The organism is Enterobacter cloacae complex sp. ECL414 (assembly GCF_021869685.1).
Classification (GTDB): domain Bacteria; phylum Pseudomonadota; class Gammaproteobacteria; order Enterobacterales; family Enterobacteriaceae; genus Enterobacter; species Enterobacter kobei.
In genome coordinates, this window is record NZ_CP091481.1 from 704,415 (window position 1) to 727,919 (window position 23,505).

Sequence of the window (23,505 nt, forward strand, 5' to 3'; positions counted from 1 at the left end):
TAAACAAAACCAGGCTTGATTATAGCCTGGTTAAGGGGTGTTTGCTGGGGTTTTATACAGTGTCTGTTTTGCCGGATGGCGCTGCGCTTATCCGGCCTACAAGCTACTGCCCGTAATACGCTTTCGCGCCGTGCTTGCGCAGGTAATGCTTATCCAGCAGGGTTTGCTGCATATCCGGTAGCTGTGGCGCGAGCTGGCGACAGAAGATCCCCATATAGGCGACCTCTTCCAACACGATGGCGTTATGTACCGCGTCTTCCGCGTTTTTACCCCAGGCGAAGGGACCATGGGAGTGCACCAGCACGCCAGGCATCTGCGCCGCGTCGATACCCTGTTTTTCGAAGGTTTCGACAATCACGTTGCCGGTTTCCCACTCGTACTCACCGTTGATTTCCGCCTCGGTCATTAAGCGCGTGCAGGGAATGGTGCCGTAAAAGTAATCCGCGTGGGTGGTACCCGTGGCGGGAATGGACTGGCCCGCCTGCGCCCATATGGTGGCGTGACGCGAATGGGTATGCACGATGCCGCCGATGGTCGGGAATGACTGATACAGCAGACGGTGGGTAGGCGTATCGGAGGAGGGTTTTTTGTTGCCTTCCACCACTTCACCCGTTTCGATGCTGACCACCACCATATCGTCTGCCGTCATCACCGTGTAATCCACGCCAGAGGGCTTGATCACGAACACACCTTTTTCGCGGTCAACGGCGCTGACGTTGCCCCAGGTCAGGGTCACCAGGTTATGTTTCGGCAGCGCCAGGTTGGCTTCGAGCACCTGTCGTTTGAGATCGTCTAACATTGTTGTCTCCCTGCCCGGTGAACACGGTGCCCCCGAGCATTTCGTACTTAGCGTTTCGAACCGTAATAGACTTCGTTCCAGCGCAGCGCATCTTTGAACGCAGGCAGGCGGGTGTCGTTATCAATCACGGTCAGTTCGATATCGTGCAGCTCGGCGAACTGACGCATGTCATTCAGATCCAGCGCGTGGCTGAACACCGTGTGGTGCGCGCCACCGGCCAGGATCCAGGCTTCTGACGCGGTTGGCAGGTCTGGCTGTGCTTTCCACAGGGCGTTGGCGACAGGCAGTTTTGGCAGTGAATGCGGCGTTTCAACTGCATCGACGCAGTTCACCAGCAGGCGGAAACGATCGCCCAGGTCGATCAGACTGGCGTTGATGGCCGGGCCCGTGCGGGTGTTGAAGATCAGACGAGCCGGATCGGCTTTACCGCCAATGCCGAGGTACTGCACGTCAAGAATCGGTTTCTCTTCCACCGCAATAGACGGGCACACTTCCAGCATGTGCGAGCCGAGTACCAGGTCGTTGCCGTTTTCGAAGTGGTAGGTGTAGTCCTCCATAAAGGAGGTGCCGCCCTGCAGACCGGTTGACATCACCTTCATGATGCGAAGCAGAGCGGCAGTTTTCCAGTCGCCTTCGCCTGCAAAGCCGTAGCCCTGCTGCATCAGACGTTGTACTGCCAGACCCGGGAGCTGTTTCAGGCCGTGGAGGTCTTCAAACGTTGTCGTAAAGGCGTGGAAGCCGCCCTGTTCCAGGAAGCGCTTCATGCCAAGCTCAATGCGCGCGGCATCCAGCACGTTCTGGCGCTTGTCGCCGTTGATTTGTGTCGCAGGCGTCAGGCGGTAACGGCTTTCGTACTCGTCTACCAGCGCGCTCACGTCGCCATCGCTGATTTCATTCACTACCTGCACCAGGTCGCCCACCGCCCAGGTATTGACGGAGAAACCGAACTTGATTTGTGCCGCGACTTTATCGCCATCGGTGACCGCCACTTCACGCATGTTGTCACCGAAACGCACCACTTTCAGATGGCGGGTATCTTGTTTCGATACCGCCTGACGCATCCACGAGCCGATACGGTTTTGCGCCTGGCTGTCCTGCCAGTGACCAGTCACGACGGCATGCTGCTGACGCATACGCGCGCCGATGAAGCCGAACTCGCGGCCGCCGTGCGCGGTCTGGTTCAGGTTCATGAAGTCCATATCGATGCTGTCCCACGGCAGGGAGGCGTTAAACTGGGTATGGAACTGCAGCAGCGGTTTGTTGAGGATAGACAGGCCGTTGATCCACATTTTGGCCGGTGAGAAGGTGTGCAGCCACACGACCAGACCGGCGCACTTGTCGTCGTAGTTCGCGTCGCGACAGATATGGGTGATCTCATCCGGCGTTGTACCCAGGGGTTTCAGCACCAGTTTGCATGGCAGTTTGGCTTCCGCGTTGAGGGCATTAACGACGTGCTCCGCATGTTTCGTCACCTGCTGCAGCGCTTCCGGCCCGTACAGGTGCTGGCTGCCAATCACAAACCACACTTCATAATTATTAAAAATGGTCATCATCGTGTCCTTAATGGGTCAGGGTTGCCGTCGTGTCCGCGGTGTGTTTTGACGGGGCGGCGACAGGGAGATAGTGAAGTTCGGCGCTTTTTGCCCATTGCTGGTAGCGCTGATAAAGCTGTTCAAAGCGTTGTGCCTGCTGGGCACGCGGCTCGAGTGTGTTTTCGACGGCGCTCGCCATATGCTGCTGCGCGGTGGGGATATCCGCGTGGACACCGGCTGCCACGGCGGCGAAAATCGCCGCGCCCAGCGCGCAGCATTGATCGGACGCGACAATCTGCAGCGGACGGTTCAGCACGTCGCAGCAGGCCTGCATAATGACCGGATTTTTACGGGCGATGCCGCCCAGTGCCATCACGTTATTCACGTCGATACCCTGTTCGGTGAAGCACTCCATAATGGCGCGCGCGCCGAAGGCAGTGGCGGCAATCAGGCCACCGAACAGCGCAGGGGCGTCGGTCGCCAGGTTGAGATCGGTAATCACCCCTTTCAGTCGCTGGTTGGCAAACGGCGTGCGGCGGCCGTTAAACCAGTCCAGCACCACCGGCAGGTGATCGAGAGACGGATTTTTCGCCCAGGCTTCCGTGAGCTGTGGCAGAAGCTGTTTTTTACTGTCGGCGATCTGGCTTTTCAGTTCAGGATGCGCAGCCGCGAGCTGATCCAGCGGCCAGCCCAGCACGCGGCCAAACCAGGCGTAGATATCGCCGAAGGCGGATTGACCCGCTTCGAGACCGATGAAGTCCGGCACCACGCTGCCGTCAACCTGGCCGCAAATGCCTTTTACCGCGCGATCGCCAACGGTGGCTTTATCCGCCGTCAGAATGTCGCAGGTGGAGGTGCCGATAACTTTCACCAGCGTGTTAGGTTGTGCGCCCGCCCCCACGGCACCCATATGGCAGTCAAACGCGCCCCCGGAAATCGCCACGTTCTGCGGCAGGCCGAGGCGTTTTGCCCACTCTTCGCAGAGCGTGCCCACCGGAATATCGGCGGTGAAGGTGTCGGTAAACAGCGGGTAGGTCAGGTTTTTATTGATAATTGGATCGAGTTCATCGAAGAAGGCTGCCGGAGGCAGACCGCCCCAGCTTTCATGCCACAGGGATTTATGCCCGGCGCTGCAGCGTCCGCGGCGAATATCCTGCGGACGGGTGGTGCCGGAGAGCAGGGCGGGAACCCAGTCACACAGCTCAATCCACGATGCCGCAGCCTGCGCGACGGTCGCATCGGCACGGGTGACATGCAGGATTTTGGCCCAGAACCATTCGCTGGAGTAAATTCCGCCGATATAGCGTGAGTAGTCTGTTTTGCCCGGCTGATGGCAAAGACGGGTGATGGCTTCGGCCTCTTCCACGGCGGTATGGTCTTTCCACAGCACGAACATGGCGTTCGGGTTGTCGGCGAATTCCGGGCGCAGCGCCAGTACGCGGCCTTCGGCATCCACCGGGGCAGGCGTTGAGCCGGTGCTGTCGACGCCAATCCCAACGACATCGGCCCGCTGGGCATCCGTCAGCTCCGCCAGAACGGTTTTGACTGCCGCTTCCATCGACTCGATATAGTCACGCGGGTGGTGACGGAACTGGTTATTTGGCGCATCACAGTAGCGCCCCTCTTGCCAGCGCGGGTACCACTCAACGCTGGTTGCTATCTCCTGGCCAGTCGTACAGTCCACTGCCAGCGCGCGAACCGAGTCGCTGCCAAAATCGAGGCCAATTGCAATTGCCATGGTGTTGCTCCATCCGAAAAACAGGTATGGAAGAACATTAGAGACTGGGGACAAAAATCGTCAGGCAGGATCCGCTAATCTTATGGATTAAATTGCTGTTACAGCGGAAAGTGTGACGCCGTGCAAATATTCAATGTGGACATTTCTGCCGCACTTATAGACACTTTTGTTACTGCTTATCTGCCTCCTCTGGCGGAGAAATCAGGGGGAAAGGCTGAAACATGGCGGACGTAAAAGAGGCGTGATGCTTTCTGGATCTTTTCGCAGACCATTTTTGACCTGCTTTTAGTGATATGGACAATTGGTTTCCTTCAGGACCGTTGGGAGAACTGAATCTATGGCCGAAACGCAAAACGATCCCTTGTTGCCGGGATACTCGTTTAACGCGCACCTTGTGGCAGGGCTGACCCCTATCGAGGCTGAGGGATATCTCGATTTTTACGTCGACCGACCGCTCGGGATGAAAGGGTATATCCTCAACCTGACCGTGCGCGGAGAGGGGATCATCAAGAATGGCGACCAGCAGTTCGTCTGCCGCCCCGGCGATATCCTGCTGTTCCCGCCGGGGGAGATCCACCACTATGGCCGTCATCCGGATGCCAAAGAGTGGTATCACCAGTGGGTCTATTTCCGTCCGCGCGCCTACTGGCAGGAGTGGCTTACCTGGCCTGCTATTTTTGCGCACACCGGTTTTTATCGCCCGGATGAAGTGCATCTGGCGCAGTTCCGTGAGCTGTTCGCGCAGATCATTGACGCGGGGCAGGCTGGTGGTCGCTACGCTGAACTGCTGGCGATAAACCTGCTTGAACAACTGCTGCTGCGACGGATGGAGGCCATTAACGAGTCGCTTAATCCTCCGCTGGATAACCGCGTGCGCGACGCCTGCCAGTACATCAGCGACCATCTCGCCGACAGTCAGTTCGATATTGCCAGCGTCGCCCAGCATGTTTGTCTGTCGCCGTCACGGCTGTCACATCTGTTTCGCCAGCAGCTTGGCGTCAGCGTCCTGAGCTGGCGTGAGGATCAGCGTATCAGCCAGGCGAAACTGTTGCTCAGCACCACCCGGATGCCGATTGCCACCGTGGGGCGTAACGTTGGCTTTGAAGATCAGCTCTATTTTTCTCGCGTCTTTAAAAAATGCACCGGTGCCAGCCCGAGTGAATTCCGCGCGGGATGTGAATAAACGGTAAAAAAAGATAAACAAACAGGTGAACGCAGAAAGCTACCTGTAAACTATTCAGACAATTGTTGCCTTGACGCAGTGCGGGGCGCTAAGCAGAATCGCTGATTCGTTTTCTGACCGGAATAGTTATGCAGGCATTGCTGGAACACTTTATTACCCAGTCCGTTATGTATTCGCTCATCGCCGTGGCGCTGGTGGCCTTTTTGGAGTCGCTGGCGCTCGTGGGGTTAATCCTGCCCGGCACCGTGATGATGGCGGGTCTTGGCGCGCTGATTGGCAGCGGCGAGGTCAATTTCTGGCAGGCGTGGCTGGCCGGGATAATCGGCTGCCTGCTGGGCGACTGGATCTCCTTCTGGCTGGGCTGGCGCTTTAAGAAGCCGCTGCACCGCTGGTCGTTCATGAAAAAGAACAAAGCGCTGCTGGATAAAACCGAGCATGCGCTGCATCAGCACAGCATGTTTACTATTCTCGTCGGCCGCTTTGTCGGACCCACGCGTCCTCTGGTGCCGATGGTTGCCGGAATGCTGGATCTGCCCGTTGCAAAGTTTGTGGTGCCGAACATCATCGGCTGCGTCTTCTGGCCGCCGTTCTACTTCCTGCCGGGGATCCTGGCCGGTGCGGCAATCGATATTCCTGACGGCATGCAAAGCGGTGAGTTTAAGTGGCTGTTGCTGGCAACGGCGGTGCTGCTGTGGCTGGCTGCGTGGCTGTGCTGGCGGTTATGGCGCAGCGCGAAAGCCAGTGTCGATCGCCTGACACGCTATCTTCCGCGCACTCGTCTTTTGTGGCTGGCCCCCCTGATGCTGGGCGTTGCGGTGGTGGCGCTGGTCGCACTGATTCGCCATCCTCTGATGCCGGTGTACGGTGAAATCCTGTTGAAGGTGGTGAGCCGTTAATGTGTTTCCCTCTCCCTGTGGGAGAGGGCCATAGTGATGGCATCAGACTGCGCTGATGCCCAGCAGCGACGACGCGGTAGCGTTACCCTTCAGAAGTTCTTCTGTCATCCCATCCCACACAATTCGTCCTTCGGCAATAACCACCGATCTGGGGGCAATCCGTGCGGCATCTTCGATGCTGTGCGAAACCATCAGCATCGTCAGCTGCTGGCGCTGACAGACATCCTGCACAAGCGTCAGCATCTCCTGGCGCAGCGCCGGGTCGAGCGCAGAGAACGGTTCATCCAGCAGCAGTATCGGCTGTTCGCGGACCAGACAACGGGCAAGCGCCACGCGCTGACGCTGGCCGCCGGAAAGCTCGCCGGGCAGCCTGTCGAGAAATTCCGCGATCCCCATCTGGGCGGCAATGACCTCCAGCTTCTGGCGCTGGGGGACGTTCAGCTTGAGTCCCGGATGCATCCCCAGCGCGATGTTTTGCCGCACCGTCAGGTGGGTAAACAGGTTGTTTTCCTGAAACAGCATGGAGACAGGACGTTTTGCAGGCGGCGTATGGGTATGGTCCCGATTTTCAATGATTATCGATCCGCTTGCCGGCTGCAGAAACCCCGCAACCAAATTGAGCAGCGTGCTTTTTCCCGCACCGCTTGGGCCAAGCACCGCAATAATCTCTCCCTGACGCACGGAGAGCGTGAAGCGCATCGGCAGATGCTGGTAAAGCCAGGTTACATCAGTCAGTTTTAACATCACGCCCCGGAAGTTTTTCGATAACGGTAAAGAGTCCAAAGCACAGCAGGAGCAGCAGCAGCGCCGTGACGGCCCCGTCCTGGCTGCGGTAGGAGCCAATCTGCTGATAAAGCCAGAACGGCAGCGTGCGGAAATCGTCATTGCCGAAAAGGGCCACCACGCCAAAATCCCCGATGGAGAGTACGCAGGCGAAGGCCAGCGCCTGAGCGAGCGGTCGTTTCAGGGCGCGAAGTTCCACCACCTTTAACCGCCGCCAGCCGGTTATCCCAAGGGACTGACACAGGACGCTGTAGCGGCTGTTGACATCCCGCATAGGATTTTCCAGTACTTTCAGCGCGTAGGGGATGGCCATTAAGGCATTGGTAAAAATGACGATGCCGTCGGCGCTTTCCGGCAGGCCGACGGTGGTGTTGAACAGCAGAAAGAAACCGGTCGCCAGCACAATGCCCGGCATCGCCAGGATCAGCATGCCCGTTAGCTCCAGCGCTTGTCCGGCATTACGGGCATGACGCGCGTAGAGCTCACGGCTGCTCCAGAGCAACATCATGGTCAGGATCACGCATAGCGCTCCGGCTGCCAGCGCAATGCGTACCGAGGTCCACGTCGCTTGCCACAGCACGGGCTGTTGCAGTACTGACACCACATTCCTGTTCAGGCCATCAACGATAACGGCCAGCAGCGGTGGCAACAGAAGCAGGAGTGCCAGCACGATCAGGATAAAATCGGAGACGCGGCTGTGCAGGCTATCCTGCGGATCGCGCCAGCCCGAGAGGCTATTGCTGCCCGGGGGAATCGCTTTGCTCAGGCGCTGGCTCAGCAGCACCAGCACCAGACAGCACGCCATCTGCACGATCGCCAGAAGCGCGGCGCGGCCCGGATCGTAGTCGTAACTTAAGGCCTGATAAATCGCCAGCTCAATGGTGGTCGCCTGTGGCCCGCCGCCGAGAGAAAGCACGGTGGCGAAGCTGGCGAAGCAGAGCATAAAGATCAGCGCGGCAACCGGGGCAATCTGACGTCTTAACCAAGGCCATTCGACAAAGCGGAAAAAAGACCATCCACGCATGCCAAGCTGAGCGGCAATCTGGCGTTGTTCGCCAGGAATATTCTCCAGTGCCTGCAAAAAGAGGCGCGTTGCCATCGGCATATTGAAAAACACGTGCGCCAGCAGAATGCCCTGCAGGCCGTATGGCGAGAAGGTCCATTCCAGACCAAACCGGGCAAACAGCAACGCCAGCCAGCCCTGTCGACCGTAAACGCTCAGGATACCAAATACCGCGACCAGCACGGGCAGGATCAGCGTCATGGCGCACAGGCGCAGCAGGACTACTCTTCCGGGGAAATGCCGACGATACAGAGCCCGCGCAAGAAAAATAGCCGGGAGCGCTGACAGCAGGGCAGAAAGAAACGCCTGCCAGAAGGAGAAACGAATGACGTGCCAGAGATAGCTATCGCGCCAGAGCGCGAGCAGATCGCTCTCCGGCGCGTTGAACCACAACGCAAGGAATGCTCCCAGACTGACTACCACCATCAGCATGGCGGCGAGCAGTCCGGGAAGTAACCAGCCGGGAATTAACGGCTGACGGCGCGTTGCCATTCACTTACCCATGCTGCTCGCTGCGCGGCCACCTGCTGCGGCGTAAACTCCAGCGACGTTTGTGGTTTGGTTAACTGGTCGAAACCGGCCGGCAGTGCAACGTGGGTGACGGGATACATCCAGTTGCCCGCAGGAATGGCATTCTGGAACGCCGGAGAAACCATAAATTTCAGGAACTTCTCGGCGAGTTCCGGCTGTTTGCTGGCAGCGGTACGCGCGGCAACCTCCACCTGCAGATAATGCCCTTCGGCAAAATTCGCGGCGGCGTAGTTGTCTTTCTTCTCGGCGATAATGTGGTAAGCCGGCGAGGTGGTGTAGCTTAGCACCAGATCGCTTTCGCCTTTCAGGAACAGACCATACGCTTCACTCCAGCCTTTGGTCACAGTGACGGTTTTGGCGGCCAGCTTCTGCCACGCTTGCGGCGCGTTCTCCCCGTAGACCTTCTGCATCCAAAGCAGCAGTCCCAGGCCTGGCGTGCTGGTACGCGGATCTTCATAAATCACGCGCCATTTCTGGTCGCTCTCCACCAGCTCCTTCAGGCTCTTCGGCGGATTTTTCAGCTTGTTTTTGTCATAGACGAAAGCAAAGTAGCCGTAGTCGAACGGCACAAAGGTGTCGTTGTTCCAGCCGCCCGGCACGTTGACGGCCTCTGCCGCTACGCCGCTTTTGGCAAACAGTTTGGTGTGCGTGGCGGCTTCCAGCAGGTTGTTATCCAGCCCGAGCACCACGTCGGCTTTGCTGTTTTTCCCTTCCATACGCAGACGGTTAAGCAGCGACACGCCATCTTCCAGCGCCACGAATTTCAGCTCGCAATTACAGTCAGCTTCAAAGGCTTTTTTTATTACCGGGCCTGGGCCCCAGTCGGCAGAGAACGAGTCGTAGGTATAGACCGTCAGGACGGGTTTCGCGAACGCAGGCAGCGCAAACAGCGCCAGCAGAGGAAGAACTTTTTTTAACACTTTGCACCTCAGGGTTGAGTGGCAAAGGATTTTGAGAGACAGCCTCAAATCCCTTCGCCGGCGTTATCCGGATCAGGTTCGACGGGTATTATCTCAGCGCACATCTGTGATGCAGCACCCCGTTGAGAACGGCGCTATTGTAATGATTTGGTGAATATTACGAAAGCGTTATGGCTCCGGCGGCGCAAACCAGGCTGATTTGAAATCAAACCAGCCCAGGGTGTTCATCCGCAGACCGCGCATACTGCGTTGACCCTGGATCATCAGCCAGTGGTGTATCAGAGGTACAATCGCCTGTTCAGCCAGCAATTGCTGGCACCACACGGCAAGATTCATGTCGCCAGCGCGCCACTGGGCAGCGTCCTGCTGCCAGTCACGGTTGATACAGTGCTGGATCAGCGGGATCTCATACAGATGAGAAAAGAGCGAGAAATCGAGCGGCAGGGTGAAGTTGGCGCTGTTTAGCCAGATATCACTGACGATCTCCCCTCGGTGCCATTCGTCATAGTCCACTTCTCTGATCTCCAGCGTCACGCCTTCGGCTGCCAGCAGCCTGGCCATGATCCCGGCGATAAAACGATGCTCCACGTGCTCGCGGTAGTAGGTCAGGGTGATGGACTCCAGCCCGGCAGGTTTGTCGCAGTGCGCCGGGCGGGCGTGGTGCCAGCGCGGAAGCAGGCCGTACGCCGGGAACCAGTATGTCTGGTACTGCTCTTCCGCATGGTAGATCAGATTGGAGGGGGACAGCACGTGGCTGACCCACTGACGAACGGCCTGGTTTGCCCCGCGGTGGGTGCGGCTATCAAACAGCAGGTAGTAGCATCCCTCCTCCAGACGACTCTCCACCGCTTTTTCTCCCGTGGTGGGGCCTTCCAGCGTCAGCCCGCAGCTGAGATCTTCATTGAGATCCGGTAATACCCAGACGTTCACTTCGTCGATCAGTGCCCGATAGCCAAAGTAGTCATCAAACGCGCGAATTTTCAGCTGGTTGTTGTTATTGCGGGACACGGAGTAGGGGCCGGTGCCAATCGGCAGGCTGGCGAAATTGTTCAGCGACTCCCACTCGGCGGGCAAAATCATCGACGGCACATAGCCCAGCAGCCAGGGAAGCCATTTGTCCTGCTGCGACAGCTCAATATCCAGCGTCCATGCCGTCGGGGAATGAACGCGGGAAATGTGTGAATAAAGCGGTAGCTTGCGGGCACGTTCCAGAGAGGCGATGACGTCGCGCATGTCCAGCTCGCGACCGTGGTGAAAGTGGATGCCGGGGCGTAAGAAGAAGCGCCAGTGGCACGGGGAAAGTTGCTGCCAGTGATGCGCGATATCCGCTTCCAGTTCCCCATTTTCCTCATTTATCCGCGTCAGGCCGCTGAAAATCTGCCGGGCCATGTGGGTTTCAGAACGCCGTAACGCCGTGCCGGGTAATAGATTTTTCATCGGACGGTAGTAGAGCACCCGCAGAATGTGGCGGCCCTGACGAAAGCTACGTCCAAGATGTGAGACCAGCATCTGGCGCACGGCGGCTTTGTCGCCCACCAGCTGCACCAGCTGGTCGATGCGATCCTGCTCCAGCAGATCCTCCGCGCGCTGCTGCTGCAACGCCAGACCGGTATAGAGAAAGGTCAAACGTGAGCGCTTCCCGCGTCCTGCTTCCGCTTCCCAGCTTAACCAGCCCTGCTGCTGCATGGTGTTAAGCAGCGTGCGCATATGACGGCGCGAACAATTGAGCAGGTCAGCCAGCTCGTTGAGCGTGGTCTCCTGCGATTGCCCCTCGCAGCACTGCCAGAGGCGGATAAATTGTTGTTGCAGACGACCAGAAGGCATAAAAGGGGAACTCCTGACAAAAAACCAGCAATTTATTTATCCCTATATTAGGCCAATAATTCTCCCCGATGAAGTGAGGAGGTAAATTATGAAGAGGTCTACCGCACGTCAGTTTTATCAGCAGTACTTTTCAGCGACAAAAGGAGCGTCCTGGCTGGCCCGCCGGTGTGCAGAGCAGCGGCTGAAAATGTTAGAAGAACTGATGCAGTGGGACGTTACGAAACCGACCTCTTCCCGCTAACTCGCCTCGATCATGTGTGACTGAGTATTGGTGTTTATCACCCGCCAGCAAAATGTTTTTGCTGGCTTTTTTCGTTTATTCTTTCACCCAATTTCGATTCGCTTTCACAAGGACTTGCGTATGCTGTGGTTGATGACGATGGGGCGCCGCCTGAATGGCGTATATGCCGCTTTTATGCTGGTAGCCTTTATGATGGGCGTGGCGGGGGCGTTGCAGGCGCCGACGTTGAGCCTGTTCCTCAGCCGCGAGGTGGGGGCGCAGCCGTTTTGGGTCGGCCTGTTTTACACCGTTAACGCCATTGCCGGGATCCTGGTCAGCCTCGCGCTGGCGAAACGATCGGACAGCCAGGGCGATCGCCGCAAGCTGATCCTCTTTTGCTGCGCCATGGCCGTGGGCAACGCGCTACTCTTTGCGTTCAATCGCCATTACCTGACGCTCATTACCTGCGGCGTCCTGCTGGCGTCGCTGGCGAATACCGCCATGCCGCAGCTTTTCGCCCTGGCCCGAGAATACGCGGATAACTCCGCGCGGGAAGTGGTGATGTTCAGCTCGGTGATGCGTGCTCAGCTTTCACTGGCATGGGTCATCGGCCCGCCGCTGGCCTTCATGCTGGCATTGAACTACGGTTTTACCGCCATGTTCTCTATCGCCGCGGCGATTTTTGCCATCAGCCTGGCGCTGATTGCCTTCGTATTACCGTCTGTGGCGCGCGTCGAACAGACGACGGATAAGCCGATTACGCAAGTGAGCGGCTGGCAGGACAAAAACGTCCGTATGTTGTTTATCGCCTCCACGCTGATGTGGACCTGCAATACCATGTACATCATTGATATGCCACTGTGGATCAGCAGCGATCTCGGTCTGCCGGACAAGCTCGCCGGGATCTTAATGGGAACGGCTGCCGGGCTGGAGATTCCGGCGATGATTCTTGCAGGGTATTACGTAAAGCGCTTCGGTAAACGCAAAATGATGGTGGTTGCGGTTGCCGCCGGGGTGTTGTTTTACCTTGGGCTGATCTTTTTCCATTCGCGCGAAGCACTGCTGGCGCTGCAGCTGTTCAATGCCATATTCATCGGGATCGTGGCCGGGATCGGCATGCTCTGGTTCCAGGACTTAATGCCGGGGCGCGCTGGCTCGGCGACCACGCTTTTCACCAACAGCATTTCGACAGGCGTCATTCTGGCGGGGGTGATTCAGGGAGCGCTGGCGCAGAGCTACGGACATGCCTCGGTTTACTGGATGATTGCCGCGATATCGGTCATCACGCTTGGGCTGACATGCCGGGTTAAGGATGTTTGATTCTGGAAGGCGGCTTCACGAAATGAAACGACTTTCTGACAGATGAAGGGAAGGCGCATAGAGTGCGTGGCGGGTGCTTGAGGCTGTTTGCCTCAGGCTTTCGCAAGAGGCAAACAGTGGAGAGTCCCACATCAATAAAACTGATGGGGAGACCAACTTCACAACCCACATTGCGAGGTTAGTCTCTTCATTGCCGAAAAGCAATAAGGAGGCTGGAATGCCAAAACGTACTCTGCTGTTAGGTTTGTTTCTGATCTGTACGACGCTGTTGATCTTCACCTGGATGGTGCGTGATTCGCTATGTGAATTGCATTTCAGACAGGAGAAAACAGAGCTGGCAGCAGTGTTGGCTTACGAAGCAAAACGTTAGCGGTATTGGCGGGGAAGGTTTCCCCGCCTCTCCAGAGTGGTTGAGCCTCAACGCACCCTTATCAATGGCCCGCTTTTCGCGGGCCATTGCCTTTAGCCCATAAACGCAGGCTGTTTTTTCTCGTACGCTGAGATGGCGTCTTCGTGCTGGAGCGTCAGACCAATGCTGTCCAGACCGTTCAGCATGCAGTGACGGCGGAATGCATCAATGCTGAAGCTGTAGGTCTTCTCACCCGCTTTAACCACTTCCGCTTCCAAATCCACTTCAAACGCCATGCCCGGATTCGCCTTAACCAGCGCAAACAGCTCATCAACCTGTTCGTCACTCAGCGTCACGGGCAGCAGCTGGTTGTTGAAGCTGTTACCGTAGAAGATATCCGCGAAGCTCGGGGCGATAACCACCTTAAAGCCGTAATCGGTGAGCGCCCAGGGAGCATGTTCACGCGAAGAACCGCAGCCAAAGTTTTCCCGCGCCAGCAGAATGGACGCGCCTGTGTATTCCGGGAAGTTCAGCACAAATTCTGGATTAGGCACTTCGCCTTTATCATCCAGGAAACGCCAGTCGTTGAACAGGTGTGCACCAAAACCGGTGCGGGTCACTTTCTGCAAAAACTGCTTAGGAATGATGGCGTCAGTATCGACGTTAGCGGCATCCAGGGGGACAACCCGGCCTGTGTGTTGGGTAAATTTCTCTGCCATGATTGTCTCCTTATTTCAGGCTGCGAATGTCGGCGAAATGGCCGGTAACGGCTGCAGCGGCGGCCATTGCCGGGCTGACCAGATGGGTACGCCCACCGCGGCCCTGACGGCCTTCAAAGTTACGGTTGCTGGTGGAAGCACAACGTTCGCCTGGATTCAGACGGTCGTTGTTCATAGCCAGACACATGGAGCATCCCGGCAAACGCCACTCAAAACCTGCTTCGATAAAGATCTTATCCAGCCCTTCCGCTTCTGCCTGAGCTTTCACCGGACCGGAACCGGGAACCACCAGCGCCTGCACGCCCGGCGCAACTTTGCGGCCTTTAGCAATCTCTGCAGCAGCACGTAAATCTTCGATACGGGAGTTGGTACAGGATCCAATGAAGACTTTATCAATGGTCACGTCGGTCAACGGCACACCGGGCTTCAGTCCCATATAGGCCAGCGCTTTCTCCGCACTGGCACGCTCGACCGGATCGGCAAAGGAGGCCGGGTCAGGAATGCTGTCGTTAACGGAAATCACCTGACCCGGGTTGGTGCCCCAAGTCACCTGAGGCGCAATCTCTTCTGCCTGCAGCGTGACAACGGTGTCAAAGGTTGCCCCGTCGTCGGTTTTCAGGGTTTTCCAGTACGCGACCGCATCGTCAAAATCCTGGCCTTTTGGCGCGTGCAGACGACCTTTCACATAGTTGAAGGTCGTTTCGTCTGGTGCCACCAGGCCTGCTTTGGCGCCCATCTCAATGGCCATATTGCACAGGGTCATCCGACCTTCCATGCTCAGCGCCTGAATAGCGTCGCCGCAAAATTCCACTACGTGACCGGTACCGCCTGCGCTGCCGGTTTTGCCGATGATAGCCAGCACGATGTCTTTCGCCGTGATCCCCGGTGCGGCTTTACCTTTCACTTCAATCTTCATGGTTTTGGCGCGGCCCTGTTTCAGGGTCTGCGTCGCCAGAACGTGTTCCACTTCAGACGTACCGATACCAAACGCCAGCGCGCCAAACGCGCCGTGCGTTGCGGTATGAGAGTCACCGCAGACGATGGTCATGCCCGGCAGGGTAATCCCTTGCTCCGGCCCCATCACGTGGACGATGCCCTGATAAGGGTGGTTCAGATCGTACAACTCCACGCCAAATTCGTTGCAGTTCTTAATCAGTTCCTGCATCTGGATACGAGCCATCTCACCCGACGCATTGATGTCTTTGGTCTGAGTGGAAACGTTATGATCCATCGTCGCGAAGGTTTTTCCCGGCTGACGCACGGGACGCTTGTGCGCACGCAGGCCGTCAAATGCCTGCGGGGAGGTCACTTCGTGTACCAGATGACGGTCGATATACAGCAGTGGGGTTTCGTTTGGTGCTTCGTAGACAACGTGTGCATCAAACAACTTTTCATATAAGGTTTTGGCCATGATTACACCCCTTCAGCGACATAGCGGGCAATGATGTCGCCCATTTCATCAGTACTGACTGCTGCCGTGCCGCGTGCTAAATCACCGGTACGGACGCCTTCTTCTAACGCCCGGTTAATGGCGTTTTCAATTGCGGTTGCTGCATCACCTGCATCAAGGCTGTATCGCAGCAGCAGAGCCAGGGAGAGGATCTGTGCAATCGGGTTGGCGATGTTTTTGCCTGCGATATCCGGTGCGGAGCCCCCGGCAGGTTCGTACAGCCCGAAGCCTTCTTCATTCAGGCTGGCGGATGGCAACATCCCCATGGAGCCGGTGATCATCGCGCACTCGTCAGACAGGATATCGCCGAACAGGTTAGAGCAGAGCAGCACGTCAAACTGGGAGGGATCCTTAATCAGCTGCATGGTCGCGTTATCAATGTACATATGCGACAGCTCAACGTCCGGATACTGCTTCGCGACTTCGCTGACGATCTCACGCCACAAAATGGACGACTGCAGCACGTTTGCTTTATCAATGGAGGTCACTTTATGACGGCGTTTACGCGCCGACTCAAAGGCGATATGGGCGATACGTTCAATTTCGAAACGGTGATATACCTCGGTATCGAATGCTTTTTCATGCTGGCCGCTGCCTTCGCGGCCCTTTGGCTGACCGAAGTAAATTCCGCCGGTCAGCTCGCGTACGCAGAGAATATCGAAACCGTTAGCGGCGATATCCGCGCGCAGCGGGCAGAATTCTTCCAGCCCCTGATAGAGCTTCGCCGGACGCAGGTTGCTGAACAGCTTAAAGTGTTTACGCAGCGGCAGCAGCGCGCCGCGCTCTGGCTGCTCAGCCGGCGGCAGGTGTTCCCATTTTGGGCCGCCGACGGAGCCAAACAGCACGGCGTCGGCATTTTCGCAGCCTTCGACGGTGGCTTTTGGCAGCGGCGTACCGTGGTTATCAATGGCAATACCGCCCACGTCGTAATGGCTGGTGGTGATTTTCATCGCAAAACGCGAGCGAACGGCTTCCAGTACTTTCAGCGCCTGTGCCATCACTTCCGGGCCAATACCGTCACCCGGCAACACAGCAATATGGTAATTCTTCGACATTACACGGTTTCCTTGTTGTTCTCTTTATTCTGAGCTTTGCGTTGCAACTCTTTTTCGACTTCAGCGGCGCGCCAGATGTTGTTCAGGACATGCACCATTGCTTTCGCGGAGGATTCGACAATATCCGTCGCCAGACCCACTCCGTGGAAACGGCGACCGTTGTAATTGACGACGATATCCACCTGGCCTAAAGCGTCTTTACCATGCCCTTTCGCCGTCAGGTCATATTTCACCAGCTCAACGTCGTATTCGGTGACGCGGTTGATTGCCTGATAGATGGCGTCGACAGGGCCGTTACCGTTTGCCGCTTCGGCTTTAATCTCGTCACCACAGGCCAGTTTGACCGAGGCGGTGGCGATGTCGCTGGAGCCGGACTGCACGTTGAAGTAATCCAGACGGAAGTGCTCTGGCTCTTCCTGCTGTTTGTTAATAAAGGCCAGCGCTTCCAGGTCATAGTCGAACACCTGACCTTTTTTGTCGGCCAGCTTCAGGAATGCGTCGTACAGCTGATCCATGTTGTAATCGCTGTCCTGATAACCCATCTCTTCCATACGGTGTTTCACCGCAGCGCGGCCGGAACGGGAGGTCAGGTTCAACTGCACCTGGTTCAGACCGATAGATTCCGGGGTCATGATTTCGTAGTTTTCGCGGTTTTTCAGTACGCCGTCCTGGTGGATACCAGAGGAATGCGCGAACGCACCCGTGCCGACAATCGCTTTGTTGGCCGGGATCGGCATGTTGCAAATCTGGCTGACGGTCTGGCTGGTGCGCCAGATTTCGTTGTGATTGATGCGGGTGTGCACGTTCATGATGTCTTTGCGCACTTTGATCGCCATGATCACTTCTTCCAGCGAACAGTTGCCCGCGCGTTCACCGATACCGTTCATCGCGCCTTCTACCTGACGCGCACCAGCGTGGACAGCGGCGATGGCATTGCCCACCGCCAGCCCTAAATCATCGTGGGTGTGGACGGAGATAATTGCTTTATCAATATTCGGTACGCGGTCATACAGGCCGGTGATGATGTTAGAGAACTCAAACGGCATGGTGTAGCCGACGGTGTCCGGGATGTTGATGGTTTTCGCGCCCGCGTTGATGGCGGCTTCCACAACGCGCGCCAGGTCTTCGATTGGCGTACGGCCCGCGTCTTCGCAAGAGAATTCAACGTCATCGGTATAGTTACGTGCGCGCTTAACCATATACACCGCGCGTTCAATCACCTCATCCAGCGTGCTGCGCAATTTGGTTGCGATATGCATTGGCGAGGTAGCAATGAAGGTGTGAATACGGAAGGCTTCGGCCACTTTCAGCGACTCGGCCGCAACGTCGATGTCTTTCTCTACACAGCGTGCCAGGCCACAGACGCGGCTATTTTTAATGGTGCGCGCAATGGTCTGTACGGATTCGAAATCACCCGGAGAAGAGACCGGGAACCCCACCTCCATGACGTCGACGCCCATTCGCTCGAGAGCCAGCGCAATCTGCAGTTTCTCTTTTACACTCAGGCTTGCCTGTAATGCCTGTTCACCGTCACGTAAAGTAGTATCGAAAATAATGACTTGCTGGCTCATGGGTTAGGTCCTTGTCAGTCTTAGGGCGCCTTGCTACGAGCATAAAAAAACCCGCGCAGTGGCGCGGGTTTTTAGTCTTACTGGTGACGATTCAACGCTGAATTTCGCCCGCCAGTCTACCGCGCACAGAAGATGCGTTTAGTAGTAGTAGACCGGTGAAACGATGGGTGCGTGTCATGAATCGTGCTCCGTTAAATTCAATATACTTTTAGTGGTACTGGATACGGCTGTTGATGTCAACCCCTGACGGTAAAAACGGTTCCGACAGGCTGAACAGACAGGTTATAGGCTTTAGCTTATTGTGCTGGATTTTGCTTTTCAGGCTATATGAATTGTCTAAAATTGGACTCAAAAAGCATTTGCAGAAATAAGTACATTTAGCAGGTGTTTTGAAATATGTATTTTCCGTCGTGGATGTTTTCTTTTTAAAGTATTTAATATCATTGATTTACCATTCACATAGGCATTCTTTCTCTCTGGTCGTGAATGAATGGGAATAACAGATTATTAACGTAAGTATACGCAAAGTCGATAACAGTTTAATTATACTTAAGTCATCCTTAACCAGATGACCATTGTGTATTGACTTGGTTTATGGTTTCATTCTAACTATAAAGTCAAATATATCTGTTATGCCGGTTTTTATTTGTGTGTTATCGCGTGATCTTTATATATTCCGATTTTTAAACAATTCTCTTTTGTTGGACGTATTGGCATGGTAAATCATATTTTTCGGGATTATTACAATGCGTCGGCGAAGGACGTGCTGTGTAGCGTGACAGTGGAGTCAGAAGTGTCAGAAAATAATATTAAACAACCTCAAGTTACAGATGGGATTAAACCCCAGCTACGCACGGTGGATCTTAATCTACTGACGGTGTTTGATGCTGTCATGCAGGAGCAGAATATCACCCGGGCGGCGCAAGCGTTGGGGATGTCACAACCTGCCGTGAGTAATGCCGTTGCCAGGCTTAAGGTGATGTTCAACGACGAATTATTCGTTCGCTACGGACGAGGGATTCAGCCTACTGCGCGGGCATTCCAGCTCTTCGGCTCTATTCGCCAGGCTCTGCAACTGGTGCAAAATGAGCTGCCGGGCTCGGGTTTTGAACCACTAAGCAGTGAACGCGTATTCCATCTCTGCGTCTGCAGTCCGTTAGATAATTATCTGACATCTATTATTTATAATAAGGTTGAAGAGATTGCGCCAAATATTAATCTGGTGTTCAAATCATCCTTAAATCAAAACACAGAACACCAGTTACGTTACCAGGAAACCGAATTTGTTCTGGGATACGAAGAGTTCCGTCGCCCTGAATTTTCGTGCGTGCCGTTGTTTAAAGATGAAATGGTATTGGTTGCCAGTAAAAAACATCCACGATTGAATGCTCCGCTACGTGAAAGTGATGTTTATAGCGAACAACATGCCGTGGTTGCGCTCGACAGATATGCCTCATTTAGTCTGCCGTGGTACGACACAGCAGATAAACAGGCGAGCGTGGCATATCAAGGAATGGCAATGGTCAGCGTATTAAACGTCGTTTCCCAGACGCAGCTGGTGGCTATTGCACCGCGCTGGCTGGCGGAAGAGTTCTCTGACGCGTTAAATCTGCAAATTTTGCCTCTGCCGCTTAAGCTTAATAGCCGTACCTGTTATCTCTCCTGGCATGAAGCTGCAGGGCGGGATAAAGGGCATCAGTGGATGGAAGAATTACTTATCAGCATCTGCCGCCGTTAATCAGATCAGGATAAATTGCATCTTTGCATGTGGTTTATCCTGGTTTTGTTTTGTTAACTGCTATTTTATTCTGTTCTGAATCTTTTCTGGTGGTTGCCAGACCTGTAAAAATAGATGATTTCCTGAATCATCGCGCTTTTCAACGATGATTTATCATCTCCTCCTCTAATTTCAGATGAATTAACCATATCCTCTGGCAATGTCTGTTTTTTCTGCTTTAACCGCCTCTTCGCTCTCCGGGTTTGCTAATTGCCTGCCTCATAACGAGCGGTTAAGGTAAGTATCACTCAGCTAATAGAAGACGGGTTCATCCCGATCGCAAGACGGTGCAGAAATGAATTCGGCGGTCCGTCTATAACAAAATGCCTGGAGGCAAAGCATGGAGATGTTGTCTGGCGCGGAAATGGTCGTCCGATCGCTTATCGATCAGGGCGTGAAACAAGTGTTCGGCTATCCTGGCGGCGCGGTCCTTGATATTTATGATGCACTGCATACGGTAGGCGGCATTGACCATATCCTTGTACGGCATGAACAGGCAGCGGTGCATATGGCTGATGGCCTGGCGCGTGCGACGGGGGAAGTGGGCGTGGTGTTAGTCACGTCGGGCCCCGGCGCGACAAACGCTATTACCGGCATTGCGACCGCGTACATGGACTCTATTCCGCTGGTGATCCTCTCCGGGCAGGTGGCAACCTCACTGATTGGCTACGACGCATTTCAGGAGTGCGACATGGTCGGGATATCGCGTCCCGTTGTGAAGCACAGCTTCCTGGTCAAGCAAACCGAAGACATTCCTGGCGTGCTGAAAAAAGCATTCTGGCTGGCGGCAAGCGGACGTCCAGGACCGGTGGTGGTCGATCTGCCTAAAGATATCCTGAATCCGGCAAACAAGCTGCCTTATGTCTGGCCGGAATCGGTAAGCATGCGTTCTTACAACCCCACCACGCAGGGCCACAAAGGCCAGATCAAACGTGCGCTGCAGACGCTGCTGGCCGCTAAAAAACCGGTGGTCTATGTCGGCGGTGGGGCAATCAATTCTGCGTGTGAGCCACAGCTTCGTGAACTGATCGAAAAGCTCAATCTTCCTGTTGCGTCGTCGCTGATGGGACTCGGGGCGTTTCCCGCCACCCACCGTCAGGCGCTGGGCATGCTGGGTATGCACGGTACCTATGAAGCCAACATGACGATGCATCATTCCGATGTGATCTTTGCCGTCGGCGTGCGCTTTGACGATCGTACGACCAACAATCTGGCGAAGTATTGCCCGAACGCCACGGTGCTGCACATTGATATCGACCCCACGTCGATTTCAAAAACGGTGTCAGCTGATGTGCCTATCGTCGGCGATGCCCGGCAGGTACTGGAGCAAATGCTGGATCTGCTGGCCCAGGAGAGCACGACTCAACCGCTGGATGAGCTCCGCGACTGGTGGCTGCAAATTGAGCAGTGGCGCGCGCGCCAGTGTCTGAAATATGACACTCAAAGTGAGCATATTAAGCCTCAGGCCGTGATTGAAGCGGTCTGGCGACTGACGAAAGGCGACGCTTATGTCACTTCAGACGTGGGTCAGCATCAAATGTTCGCCGCCCTCTATTATCCCTTTGATAAACCGCGTCACTGGATCAATTCGGGGGGGTTAGGAACGATGGGCTTTGGTTTGCCTGCCGCGCTGGGCGTGAAGCTGGCACTGCCAAATGAAACCGTCGTCTGCGTGACCGGGGACGGCAGTATCCAGATGAACATTCAGGAACTTTCCACCGCGCTGCAATATGAGTTGCCGGTACTGGTGCTTAACCTCAACAACGGCTATCTCGGTATGGTGAAGCAGTGGCAGGATATGATCTACTCTGGCCGTCACTCTCAGTCATACATGCAGTCGCTGCCGGATTTTGTTCGTCTTGCTGAAGCTTATGGCCACGTGGGGATGCGGGTGACCGATCCCGCTTTGCTGGAATCGTCGCTCGCACAAGCGCTTGAGCAGGTTAAAAACAACCGCCTCGTCTTTATGGATGTCATCGTTGATGGGACCGAGCACGTTTATCCGATGCATATTCGCGGCGGTGGTATGGATGAAATGTGGTTAAGCAAAACGGAGAGAACCTGATATGCGCCGGATATTATCTGTATTGCTGGAAAACGAGTCTGGCGCACTGTCGCGCGTCATTGGGCTTTTCGCGCAGCGCGGCTATAACATAGAAAGCCTGACCGTTGCCCCCACGGATGACCCGACGCTGTCGCGTATGACGATTCAGACCGTTGGTGATGCCAAAGTGCTTGAGCAGATTGAGAAGCAACTGCATAAACTGGTTGATGTCCTCCGCGTGAGCGAACTGGGGCAGGGGGCTTACGTTGAGCGTGAGGTCATGCTGGTAAAAATTCAGGCCAGCGGCTACGGGCGTGAAGAGGTCAAACGCAATGCGGATATTTTCCGCGGGCAGATCATTGACGTCACGCCTTCTCTTTATACGGTTCAACTGGTCGGGACCAGTGACAAGCTGGACGCTTTTCTGGCGTCCGTGCGGGATGTAGCAAAAATTGTTGAAGTGGCCAGATCGGGCGTTGTGGGTCTGTCACGCGGCGAGAAAATCATGCGTTAGTTGTCAAAAAGGTTCGCCTCTTTCTGCCCGGTCACCAAAGCCGGGCTTTTTTTTGCGTAATCAGCCAATAACGCAGATAAAAGCGGTTGCCGCGAAGGCTTTTCTGCGTTTAGATGTTAAAAGATTTAACCATAACCTTGACAGGGCCATGGACTCTTTTCTTTTTTTAAGGGGCAATTGTGAAACTGGATGAAATCGCCCGGCTAGCCGGCGTGTCACGAACAACGGCCAGCTATGTGATTAACGGTAAAGCAAAGCAGTACCGTGTCAGCGATAAAACCGTTGAAAAAGTTATGGCGGTGGTTCGTGAGCATAACTACCATCCGAATGCTGTCGCTGCCGGCCTGCGCGCCGGGCGCACCCGATCGATTGGTCTGGTGATCCCCGATCTGGAAAATACCAGCTATACCCGTATCGCCAACTATCTTGAGCGTCAGGCTCGCCAGCGCGGCTACCAGTTGCTGATTGCTTGTTCTGAAGATCAGCCGGACAACGAGATGCGCTGCATTGAACATCTGCTCCAGCGCCAGGTGGATGCCATCATTGTATCGACCTCCTTACCGCCAGAGCATCCTTTCTACCAGCGCTGGGCGAACGATCCTTTCCCTATCGTTGCGCTGGATCGTGCGCTCGATCGCGAGCATTTCACTAGCGTAGTGGGTGCCGACCAGGATGATGCGGAAATGCTTGCCGCGGAGCTGAGAACCTTCCCTGCTGAAACGGTACTCTATCTTGGCGCATTGCCTGAACTTTCAGTGAGCTTCCTGCGTGAACAGGGGTTCCGAACCGCCTGGAAAGACGATCCGCGTGAAGTTCACTATCTCTACGCCAATAGCTATGAACGTGAAGCCGCTGCGCAGCTCTTTGAGAAATGGCTGGAAACGCACCCGATGCCCCAGGCGCTGTTCACGACATCCTTTGCACTCTTGCAGGGGGTGATGGATGTGACCCTGCGCCGTGAAGGTAAGCTTCCCTCCGACCTGGCTATTGCCACTTTCGGGGATAACGAGCTGCTCGACTTCCTGCAGTGTCCGGTGCTGGCCGTGGCACAGCGTCACCGTGATGTGGCTGAACGCGTACTGGAGATTGTTCTGGCGAGCCTGGATGAGCCGAGAAAACCGAAGCCGGGTCTGACACGTATCAAACGTAATCTCTATCATCGCGGAATTCTTAGCCGCCATAAATGAAATGACGGGGCGGTGAAAACGGCCCCTTAT

Annotated in this window: 21 protein-coding genes and 1 riboswitch; of the genes, 9 read left to right on the forward strand and 12 right to left on the reverse strand. The window is 55.5% G+C overall.

All coding sequences use genetic code 11. The features are described from left to right. Positions 1-103 precede the first annotated feature (103 nt). Genes araD through araB form a run of 3 tightly spaced genes read right to left on the reverse strand, consistent with a single transcriptional unit; the run spans position 104 to position 4,069 of the window. Positions 104-799, reverse strand: a complete 696-nt coding sequence (gene araD, locus L3068_RS03295) for an L-ribulose-5-phosphate 4-epimerase (RefSeq protein ID WP_014882513.1) — start codon at positions 797-799, stop codon at positions 104-106. A 47-nt stretch (positions 800-846) separates the two neighbouring features. Beyond that, a complete protein-coding gene (gene araA, locus L3068_RS03300; protein WP_117580896.1) occupies positions 847-2,349 on the reverse strand; it encodes an L-arabinose isomerase in 1,503 nt (500 codons plus the stop codon). Positions 2,350-2,359: 10 nt separating this feature from the next. Further along, positions 2,360-4,069, reverse strand: a complete 1,710-nt coding sequence (gene araB / locus L3068_RS03305) for a ribulokinase (RefSeq protein WP_014882515.1) — start codon at positions 4,067-4,069, stop codon at positions 2,360-2,362. 337 nt (positions 4,070-4,406) lie between these two features. Here araB and araC point away from each other — a divergent pair, with 337 nt between their 5' ends. After that, a complete protein-coding gene (gene araC / locus L3068_RS03310; RefSeq protein ID WP_014882516.1) occupies positions 4,407-5,252 on the forward strand; it encodes an arabinose operon transcriptional regulator AraC in 846 nt (281 codons plus the stop codon). Between the two features lie 128 nt (positions 5,253-5,380). Beyond that, complete coding sequence (locus L3068_RS03315) at positions 5,381-6,148, forward strand: DedA family protein (protein ID WP_014882517.1); 768 nt, start codon at positions 5,381-5,383, stop codon at positions 6,146-6,148. A 42-nt stretch (positions 6,149-6,190) separates the two neighbouring features. On the opposite strand, the gene thiQ is transcribed toward L3068_RS03315, so the two are convergent. The 4 genes from thiQ to sgrR form a co-directional block, all read right to left on the reverse strand. Beyond that, on the reverse strand, positions 6,191-6,892 hold the full coding sequence (thiQ, locus tag L3068_RS03320; RefSeq protein WP_045134562.1) for a thiamine ABC transporter ATP-binding protein ThiQ: 702 nt from the start codon (positions 6,890-6,892) through the stop codon (positions 6,191-6,193). Next, on the reverse strand, positions 6,876-8,486 hold the full coding sequence (thiP, locus tag L3068_RS03325) for a thiamine/thiamine pyrophosphate ABC transporter permease ThiP (RefSeq protein ID WP_117580898.1): 1,611 nt from the start codon (positions 8,484-8,486) through the stop codon (positions 6,876-6,878). Before thiP ends, thiQ begins: the two co-directional genes overlap by 17 nt. After that, positions 8,462-9,445, reverse strand: coding sequence for a thiamine ABC transporter substrate binding subunit (gene thiB / locus L3068_RS03330; RefSeq protein ID WP_023332074.1), 984 nt, complete (start codon positions 9,443-9,445; stop codon positions 8,462-8,464). Before thiB ends, thiP begins: the two co-directional genes overlap by 25 nt. Before the next feature lie 31 nt (positions 9,446-9,476). Further along, positions 9,477-9,577: riboswitch (TPP riboswitch) on the reverse strand. Between the two features lie 36 nt (positions 9,578-9,613). Then, positions 9,614-11,269: an HTH-type transcriptional regulator SgrR gene (gene sgrR, locus L3068_RS03335; RefSeq protein WP_014882528.1), complete on the reverse strand. Its 1,656-nt coding sequence runs from the start codon at positions 11,267-11,269 to the stop codon at positions 9,614-9,616. Between the two features lie 88 nt (positions 11,270-11,357). Here sgrR and sgrT point away from each other — a divergent pair, with 88 nt between their 5' ends. From sgrT to L3068_RS03350, 3 genes are all read left to right on the forward strand, one after another. After that, positions 11,358-11,510 carry a glucose uptake inhibitor SgrT gene (sgrT, locus tag L3068_RS03340; protein ID WP_014882529.1) on the forward strand — a complete coding sequence of 51 codons (153 nt, stop codon included), beginning with the start codon at positions 11,358-11,360 and terminating at the stop codon, positions 11,508-11,510. A gap of 120 nt (positions 11,511-11,630) precedes the next feature. After that, positions 11,631-12,809, forward strand: coding sequence for a sugar efflux transporter (locus L3068_RS03345; protein WP_045134566.1), 1,179 nt, complete (start codon positions 11,631-11,633; stop codon positions 12,807-12,809). Between the two features lie 217 nt (positions 12,810-13,026). Further along, entirely contained in the window at positions 13,027-13,179 is a 153-nt protein-coding gene (locus L3068_RS03350) for a Hok/Gef family protein (RefSeq protein ID WP_010427008.1), read from the forward strand. Between the two features lie 92 nt (positions 13,180-13,271). Here the strand turns inward: L3068_RS03350 and leuD are convergent, their stop codons facing one another. The 5 genes from leuD to leuL form a co-directional block, all read right to left on the reverse strand. Continuing rightward, the gene (gene leuD, locus L3068_RS03355; protein WP_014882531.1) at positions 13,272-13,877 is read right to left on the reverse strand and encodes a 3-isopropylmalate dehydratase small subunit; all 606 of its coding nucleotides are present in this window, start codon (positions 13,875-13,877) and stop codon (positions 13,272-13,274) included. Between the two features lie 10 nt (positions 13,878-13,887). Further along, positions 13,888-15,288, reverse strand: a complete 1,401-nt coding sequence (gene leuC, locus L3068_RS03360; protein ID WP_014882532.1) for a 3-isopropylmalate dehydratase large subunit — start codon at positions 15,286-15,288, stop codon at positions 13,888-13,890. Positions 15,289-15,290: 2 nt separating this feature from the next. Next, the gene (gene leuB, locus L3068_RS03365; RefSeq protein WP_014882533.1) at positions 15,291-16,382 is read right to left on the reverse strand and encodes a 3-isopropylmalate dehydrogenase; all 1,092 of its coding nucleotides are present in this window, start codon (positions 16,380-16,382) and stop codon (positions 15,291-15,293) included. After that, positions 16,382-17,953: a 2-isopropylmalate synthase gene (gene leuA, locus L3068_RS03370; protein ID WP_014882534.1), complete on the reverse strand. Its 1,572-nt coding sequence runs from the start codon at positions 17,951-17,953 to the stop codon at positions 16,382-16,384. Before leuA ends, leuB begins: the two co-directional genes overlap by 1 nt. 91 nt (positions 17,954-18,044) lie before the next feature. Next, on the reverse strand, positions 18,045-18,131 hold the full coding sequence (gene leuL, locus L3068_RS25305; protein ID WP_099458923.1) for a leu operon leader peptide: 87 nt from the start codon (positions 18,129-18,131) through the stop codon (positions 18,045-18,047). A gap of 615 nt (positions 18,132-18,746) precedes the next feature. Between leuL and leuO the strand changes: the two genes are divergently transcribed. From leuO to cra, 4 genes are all read left to right on the forward strand, one after another. After that, entirely contained in the window at positions 18,747-19,691 is a 945-nt protein-coding gene (gene leuO / locus L3068_RS03375) for a transcriptional regulator LeuO (protein ID WP_032629721.1), read from the forward strand. Between the two features lie 379 nt (positions 19,692-20,070). Further along, on the forward strand, positions 20,071-21,795 hold the full coding sequence (ilvI, locus tag L3068_RS03380; protein WP_117580900.1) for an acetolactate synthase 3 large subunit: 1,725 nt from the start codon (positions 20,071-20,073) through the stop codon (positions 21,793-21,795). Between the two features lies 1 nt (position 21,796). After that, positions 21,797-22,288 carry an acetolactate synthase small subunit gene (gene ilvN / locus L3068_RS03385; RefSeq protein WP_014882536.1) on the forward strand — a complete coding sequence of 164 codons (492 nt, stop codon included), beginning with the start codon at positions 21,797-21,799 and terminating at the stop codon, positions 22,286-22,288. Between the two features lie 179 nt (positions 22,289-22,467). Continuing rightward, entirely contained in the window at positions 22,468-23,475 is a 1,008-nt protein-coding gene (gene cra, locus L3068_RS03390) for a catabolite repressor/activator (protein ID WP_014168621.1), read from the forward strand. The last annotated feature ends 30 nt before the right edge of the window (positions 23,476-23,505 follow it).